Genomic DNA, 6,324 nt, shown 5'->3' on the forward strand with positions numbered 1-6,324 from the left:
CTGCCGGGCGCGCCCAGCAGCGCCAGCGCACCCAGTCCGCGGGTCAGCGCATTCCTTCGATTCATGTCGTCTCCCTGATGAGTTGTGACAACGTTACCACTCACGTTCGCAAAAGACAATAGGGTTTCGCTCAACCCGGTGGTCGATTCAGGGAGCGCGGCGGGGTGGTAACGATGCCATCGGGGCCGTCAGCCCTTCGGTGCGGGCCCCGTGGAATCGCGGATGACGAGGCGGGCCGGCAGCTCGATGCGGAAGCCCTCGGCCCGGCCGTTGCGCATGGCGTCGACCAGTTCCGCGACGGCGCGCACGGCGATCTCGTTCAGCGGCTGGCGCACGGTGGTGAGCTTGGGGAAAACGACGGCCGCGCGGATCACGTCGTCGAAGCCGACGACGGAGAGATCGTCCGGCACCTTCAGCCCGGCGTCGGAAATGGCGTCCATGGCGCCGAACGCCATCGCGTCGTTGGCGGCGAAGATCGCGGTGGGCGGTGTCGGCAGTTCAAGAAGCGCCTGCGTCTCGGCAAAACCGCTGGCATCGTTGAAATCGCCCTGGCGCAGATAAGCCGGCTCGATCGCGATGCCGGCCGCGCGCAGCGCATCCTCGTAACCGCGCTGGCGCTCCTCGCTCTGGCCCGTGAACGACGTACCGGCGATGAAGGCGATGCGGCGGTGGCCCAGCCCGAGCAGGTGCTCGACGGCGCTCTTCGCCGCCATGCGGTTGGAGCCGAGGACGACGGGCAGGTCGATCGGGCGCGCGGCGAAGCTCACCAGCACGCACGGGGCGTGCGCGCGTTCCAGCCTGACCAGCAGGCCGTCGTTCGCGTCCGGCAGCAGCAGGAGCAGGCCGTCGCACAGCTTGCGCAGCATCTCGGCCGTGCCGGCGCGGCGCGCGCGACCATGTAGCGCACGGATTCCGGCAACCTGAACGCCATCACGAGCAACAGGACGAACAGCGCGATGCCGCCCAGCGCCAGCACTCTGCGCCGGCCCCATTGCGGGATCATCCACGCGGCACCCAGCGGAAAACCGCAGAACATCGCGTTCGTGATAGCAGCGACGGCGCGATGAAGCCGATGGCGGCCGTGTCGAAGCCGTCCAGCAGCACGATGAAGAAGCACGTGGCGAACACGAGCCACTGGTAAGGCGAAAAGGGATGGCGGTTGATGAATGCCTGGACGTCGAGGTCCTGATGGGTCATGACGGTCTCCAAAGATGCCGGCTTCGCGCCAGCGTAGCAATGCCGCGTTCGATAGTCAATCACCTGTTCGATTATCGAACGTCATTGCCGCGTGCGCAAAAGTGTTGCCGGCTGCCGCCGGATTATCGCCGCGGGCCGGCGCCGCTACAGTGAAGCCATCTTTTCAACGGAGTCCTGACATGGCACACCTTCTCTCACCCACCCGCCTCGGCAACCTGACGCTGTCGAACCGCATCGCGATGGCCCCCGTCACGCGCGCCCGTTCCGGCGCCGACGGCGTCCCGACCGCCGCCAACGCCGCCTATTATGCGCAGCGCGCAGCGGCCGGCCTGATCGTCGGCGAAGCGACCAATGTGTCGCGCCACTCCACCGCGTTCGAACTGGCGCCGGGTCTGCACGACGACGCGCAGGTGGCCGGCTGGCGCCGCGTGATGGAAGCCGTGCACGCGGCCGGCGGCCGCCTGTTCGCGCAGCTGTGGCACAGCGGCCGCGTGAGCTCCTACGCGCTGCTGGACGGCCGCGCGCCGCTGGCGCCGTCCGCCGTCAACGACGACCTGCACCTGCTGCAGCCCTATGCCGCATTGGAAAACGGCTTTTATACGCGCATCGCGGCGTCGCCGGCCCGCGCCATGACCGTGCAGGACATCCACGCGGCCGTCGACGAATTCCGCGTCGCCGCCCGCAACGCCATGCGCGCCGGGATCGACGGCATCGAACTGCACGCCGCCAACGGCTACCTGCCGCACCAGTTCCTGTCGCCGCACACGAACCGTCGCGACGACGAGTTCGGCGGCTCGCTCGCCAATCGCGCCCGCTTCCTCGAACTCGTGCTGCGCGCCGTGCTGGACGAAGTGCCGGCCGACCGCATCGGCGTGCGCCTGTCGCCGTTCGCCGCCTACAACAACGCCACCGATCCCGCCACGGAAGAGACGTACGCCTACGTGGCCCGGATGCTGGGCGAGGCCGGCATCGCGTACCTCCACGCCGCGGATTCGAACGCGTGGGCCGGCGCGCCGGACATGGACCGCATCCTCGCCGTGCTGCGCCCGAATTTCGGCGGCGCCATCATCGCCAACGGCGGCCTCGATCCCGCCGCGGCCGACGCGCTGATCGCATCCGGCATGGCCGACCTGGCATCGTTCGGCCGCAGCTTCATCGCCAACCCCGACCTCGTCGACCGCATCCGCCGCGGCGGCCCGTACAACACGCCCGACCCGTTCACGTTCTATGGCGGCGGCGTGCATGGTTATCTCGACTACGAACCGCTGGCCGCCTGACCGAAAGGAAGTCGCGCCCGCTTCACCACGGGCGTAGATTCCGTCATTGACACAAGGAGTTTTCATGCACACCCCTGCCAAACACGCCCCCGACATCGCGCCGGGCATGATCCGCCTGCTGGCCACGTCGGCCGGCCTGATCGTCGCCAACCTGTATTACGCCCAGACCCTCGTCGGCCCGATCAGCGCCGCCACCGGCCTGTCGCCGGAAGCGGCCGGCCTGATCGTCACGCTGACGCAGGTCGGCTACGCCCTCGGCCTGCTGTTCATCGTGCCGCTGGGCGACCTGCTCGAGAACCGCAAGCTCGTATTCTCCGCCCTCCTTGCCACGGCCGCGGCGCTGGCCACCGCCGCGTTCAGCACGAACGCGTGGATGTTCCTCGTCGCGTCGCTGGGCATCGGCCTCGGTTCCGTCGCCGCTCAGATCCTCGTGCCGTTCGCCGCGCACCTGTCGCACGAAGCGACGCGCGGCCAGGCCGTCGGCAAGGTCGTCAGCGGCCTGCTGCTGGGGATCATGCTGGCCCGCCCGGCCGCGAGCCTGATCGCGGACCACGCCAGCTGGCACGCCGTGTTCGGCGGCGCCGCCGTCGCGGTGTTCGTCCTCGCCTTCGTGCTGCGCGCCAAGCTGCCGCAGCGCGTGCCCGTGCACAGCCTGTCGTACGGCCGTTTGATCGGATCGCTGTGGCATCTGCTGGCGACGACGCCCGTGCTGCGCCGCCGCGCCGCCTACCACGCCGGCCTGTTCGGATCGTTCAGCCTGTTCTGGACCGTTACGCCGCTGATGCTGGAAGGCCCGCAATTCCATCTGTCGCAGACGGGCATCGCGATCTTCGCCCTCGTCGGCATGGCGGGCGCCGTCGCGTCGCCGGTCGCGGGACGCCTCGCGGATGCCGGCCACACGCTGATGGCGACGGCCGCCGCGCTCATCCTCGGCATCGTCGGCTTCGCGCTGCCGCTGTACCAGCCCGAGTCCCGTGTGCTGGCGCTGGGTATCCTCGTCGTGGCGTCCATCGTGCTGGACATGGCCGTCGCCGCCAACCTCGTGCTCGGCCAGCGCGCCATCTTCGCGCTCGGCGCCGAAGTGCGCAGCCGCCTGAACGGCATATATTTCGCGCTGTTCTTCGCCGGCGGCGCGCTCGGTTCCGCAGCCGGCGCCTGGGTCTATGCCCACCACGGCTGGCACGCCGCCCTGCTGGCCGGCATGGCCTTCCCCGCCGCCGCGCTGCTCGTGTGGTTCGGCGAACTGGCCGGCCGCCGCGCAACCACCGGCGCGACCGCATCATGAGCCCGCGCGCTTTGATCATCGGCGGCTCGCTCGGCGGTCTGCTGGCAGCGAACACGTTGAAAACCATCGGCTGGAGAGTCGACGTGTTCGAGCGCTCGCCCCATGCGCTGGACAGCCGCGGCGGCGGCATCGTGCTGCAGCCGGACGTCCTGCACGCCTTCCACTTCGCGGGCATCCGGCCCGCCGGCGCGCTGGGCGTGGCGTCGCGCGACCGCATCTACCTCGACCGCGCGGGCGACGTCGTGCGGCGCGACCACCAGCCGCAGACGCAGACGTCGTGGAACATGCTGCACGGGACCATGCGGCGCGCGCTGCCCGACGACTGCATCCATCCGGGCGAGACGCTGGAACGCATCGAGCAGGCCGGCGGCCAGGTGCGCGCGGTGTTCGCCAGCGGCCGCGTGGAGACGGGCGACCTGCTGATCGGCGCGGACGGCGCGCGGTCGACGGTCCGTTCGCTGATGCTGCCCGCGCTTGCGCCAGACCTTGCGCCGGAATACTCGGGCTACGTCGCGTGGCGCGGCCTCGTGCCGGAAGCGGATCTCGACGCGGACAGCCGCGCGGTGCTGGACGGCGTGTTCGCATTCCAGCACGACGAAGGCGAGCAGATGCTGCTGGAGTACCTCGTTCCCGGCGAGGACGGCGCCACGGCGCCGGGGCAGCGCCGCTGGAACTGGGTGTGGTATCGCAAGGTGCCGCAAGATGGCCTGCCCGCGCTGCTGACCGACCGCACCGGCCGCACGCACACGTTCTCGCTGCCGCCGGGCGCGCTGCCGGATGCGCAGGCGGCCGTGCTGCGCAAGGACGCAACCCGCCTGCTCGCACCGCAATTCAACGCGCTCGTGCAGAAAACGAAGGAGCCGTTCGTGCAGGCGATCCTCGACCTCGCGGTGCCGCGCATGGTGTTCGGCCGCGTGCTGCTGCTGGGCGACGCCGCCTTCGTCCCGCGCCCGCACACGGCCGGCGGCGCGGCCAAGGCGGCGGCCAATGCGCTGGCGCTCGCGCAGGCGCTGCAGCGCACCGATCAACCCATCGAAGCGCGCCTGAAGGAATGGGAAATCCCGCAGCTGCGCGCCGGCCGCAACCTGGTCGACTGGGGCCGGCGCATGGGCGACGGCATCATGGGTGTGCGGCGAGCAGCAGGGTACACAGATTCCCCCGCTGGAATGCAGGGTCCCTGAACGCGAGGAAATCGTCGTTGAAGGTGCCGAACGTCGTCTCGGGACGGTGCTTCAGCCCTTCGTAGAACGTGTCGATGACGTCGTGCGCGAAGCCGGCGCCGCGCGGGGGCGCGGCGAGCACCCTGTCCCGCTCCGCCGCCGGGATGGCGTCCATGCCGCGGCCCACCATGTCCATGCCGGCGCCCGCCTGCACGAGACGGATCTCCGGATGCATGTGCTCGGGGATGCCGGGCGTCGTGTGCAGCGCGATCGCGAGCCAGACTTTTTCGATGTCCTGCTCGGCGATCCCGTGGCCGCGCAGGAAATCGCGCGCCGCGTTCGCGCCGTCGACCTCGAAGCGCTGCCGGCTGCCGTGGTAATGGGGCGTGATGCCGATGTCGTGGAACATGGCGGCGGCATACAGCAGCTCGGGATCGAACGCGAGGCCGAGCTTGTCGCCCAGCAGCGCGCCCCACCAGTACACGCGAGCGGAGTGCTGGAACAGCATGTCGCTCGCCGTGTCGCGCACGTACTGCGTGATCTCGCGCGCGATGCGGCTGTCGGGCAGCATCGGCGCCGTCATTTTGCGGCCGGGAGCACGAGCTTCCGCTCCCCCTCGTCCAGCACGAACACGGCGAGCAGCGTGGCCGGCTTGTCCTTGCTGGCGTTGCGCGTCACCTGGTGGCGGGCGCCCGGATCCTCGTACCAGGACTCGCCCGTGCGGTAGACCTTCGGCGGCGCATCGTCGACGGCGCTGACGATCTCGCCGGACAGCACCTGCGCGTAGATGAAGGACGACTTCGGATGCGTGTGGGGCGCTGCTTCCGCGCCGGGCGCGAACGACACTTCCACCGCCACCAGCGCCTTGCCGGGCACGTTCGGCAGCGCGCGGTGGAATAAAGGTTTCACCGTCTCGTGCGCGCCGGCCGCGGTGCCGAGCAGCGCCAGGCAAAAGGCGATCTTGCGCTTCATCGCCGCCTCCTCAACGCGCGGCCGTCACGGCGGCCGGCTGCGCGCGGAAGCTGATCGCCATGCGGTTGTACGCGTTCATCAGGCCGATGGCGACGGTCAGGTCGGCCAGCTGCTGCTGGCTGAACACGGCCGCGGCGGCGGCGTACTCCGCATCCGGCACGCCCGTCTCGGCCACCCGCGTCACCGTCTCGGCCCAGGCGAGGGCCGCGCGCTCGGCCGTGTCGAACAGGCTCCCCGCCTCGCGCCACGCCGGCACCAGCACGAGCTTCTCGACATTGACGCCTTCCTTCAGCAGGTCGCGCGAATGCATGTCGATGCAATACGCACAGCCGTTGATCTGCGAGACGCGCAGGTAGACGAGGTCGACGAGCACCTTCGGCAGGCCGCAGCCCAGGATGTGGCCGTACACGCCGCCGAGTGCCTTCATGCCGGC

The 6,324-nt window shown here is 70.0% G+C and carries 7 protein-coding genes and 1 pseudogene; 3 read left to right on the forward strand and 5 right to left on the reverse strand.

Translation table 11 applies throughout. The features are described 5' to 3' along the window. Positions 1-188: 188 nt before the first annotated feature. Together ACEN88_RS22160 and ACEN88_RS22165 are read right to left on the reverse strand one after the other, a co-directional pair. Positions 189-866, reverse strand: coding sequence for a LacI family DNA-binding transcriptional regulator (locus ACEN88_RS22160; protein ID WP_413343080.1), 678 nt, complete (start codon positions 864-866; stop codon positions 189-191). Between the two features lie 8 nt (positions 867-874). Continuing rightward, positions 875-1,197, reverse strand: a pseudogene (locus ACEN88_RS22165) (hypothetical protein); the annotation flags it as partial. A 179-nt stretch (positions 1,198-1,376) separates the two neighbouring features. On the opposite strand from ACEN88_RS22165, the gene ACEN88_RS22170 reads away from it, so the two are divergent. The 3 genes from ACEN88_RS22170 (at position 1,377) to ACEN88_RS22180 (ending at position 4,940) form a co-directional block, all read left to right on the forward strand. Further along, positions 1,377-2,474, forward strand: a complete 1,098-nt coding sequence (locus ACEN88_RS22170; protein ID WP_413343082.1) for an alkene reductase — start codon at positions 1,377-1,379, stop codon at positions 2,472-2,474. A 64-nt stretch (positions 2,475-2,538) separates the two neighbouring features. Beyond that, positions 2,539-3,759 (forward strand): MFS transporter, encoded by a 1,221-nt coding sequence (locus ACEN88_RS22175; protein ID WP_413343084.1) that lies wholly within the window; start codon positions 2,539-2,541, stop codon positions 3,757-3,759. Continuing rightward, the gene (locus ACEN88_RS22180) at positions 3,756-4,940 is read left to right on the forward strand and encodes an FAD binding domain-containing protein (RefSeq protein ID WP_413343086.1); all 1,185 of its coding nucleotides are present in this window, start codon (positions 3,756-3,758) and stop codon (positions 4,938-4,940) included. Before ACEN88_RS22175 ends, ACEN88_RS22180 begins: the two co-directional genes overlap by 4 nt. On the opposite strand, the gene ACEN88_RS22185 is transcribed toward ACEN88_RS22180, so the two are convergent. From ACEN88_RS22185 to ACEN88_RS22195, 3 genes are all read right to left on the reverse strand, one after another. Further along, a complete protein-coding gene (locus ACEN88_RS22185; RefSeq protein ID WP_413343088.1) occupies positions 4,879-5,502 on the reverse strand; it encodes an HD domain-containing protein in 624 nt (207 codons plus the stop codon). The two genes, ACEN88_RS22180 and ACEN88_RS22185, sit on opposite strands and share 62 nt — an antisense overlap. After that, complete coding sequence (locus ACEN88_RS22190) at positions 5,499-5,891, reverse strand: cupin domain-containing protein (protein ID WP_413343090.1); 393 nt, start codon at positions 5,889-5,891, stop codon at positions 5,499-5,501. The genes ACEN88_RS22185 and ACEN88_RS22190 overlap by 4 nt, the downstream gene beginning before the upstream one ends. 10 nt (positions 5,892-5,901) lie before the next feature. Further along, the coding region (locus ACEN88_RS22195; protein ID WP_413343092.1) for a carboxymuconolactone decarboxylase family protein at positions 5,902-6,324 on the reverse strand (423 nt) is incomplete at its 5' end.

The sequence above is a fragment of the Massilia sp. CT11-108 genome (assembly GCF_047302915.1).
GTDB classification, from domain to species: Bacteria; Pseudomonadota; Gammaproteobacteria; order Burkholderiales; family Burkholderiaceae_D; genus Telluria; species Telluria orientalis.

Excerpts from the sequence above, each read along its gene's own strand:
- ACEN88_RS22180 (WP_413343086.1), top strand. The coding sequence starts at position 3,756 with ATGAGCCCGCGCGCTTTGATCATCGGCGGCTCGCTCGGCGGTCTGCTG.
- ACEN88_RS22170 (WP_413343082.1), top strand. The coding sequence starts at position 1,377 with ATGGCACACCTTCTCTCACCCACCCGCCTCGGCAACCTGACGCTGTCG.
- ACEN88_RS22190 (WP_413343090.1), bottom strand. The coding sequence starts at position 5,891 with ATGAAGCGCAAGATCGCCTTTTGCCTGGCGCTGCTCGGCACCGCGGCC.
- ACEN88_RS22160 (WP_413343080.1), bottom strand. The coding sequence starts at position 866 with ATGCTGCGCAAGCTGTGCGACGGCCTGCTCCTGCTGCTGCCGGACGCG.
- ACEN88_RS22185 (WP_413343088.1), bottom strand. The coding sequence starts at position 5,502 with ATGACGGCGCCGATGCTGCCCGACAGCCGCATCGCGCGCGAGATCACG.
- ACEN88_RS22175 (WP_413343084.1), top strand. The coding sequence starts at position 2,539 with ATGCACACCCCTGCCAAACACGCCCCCGACATCGCGCCGGGCATGATC.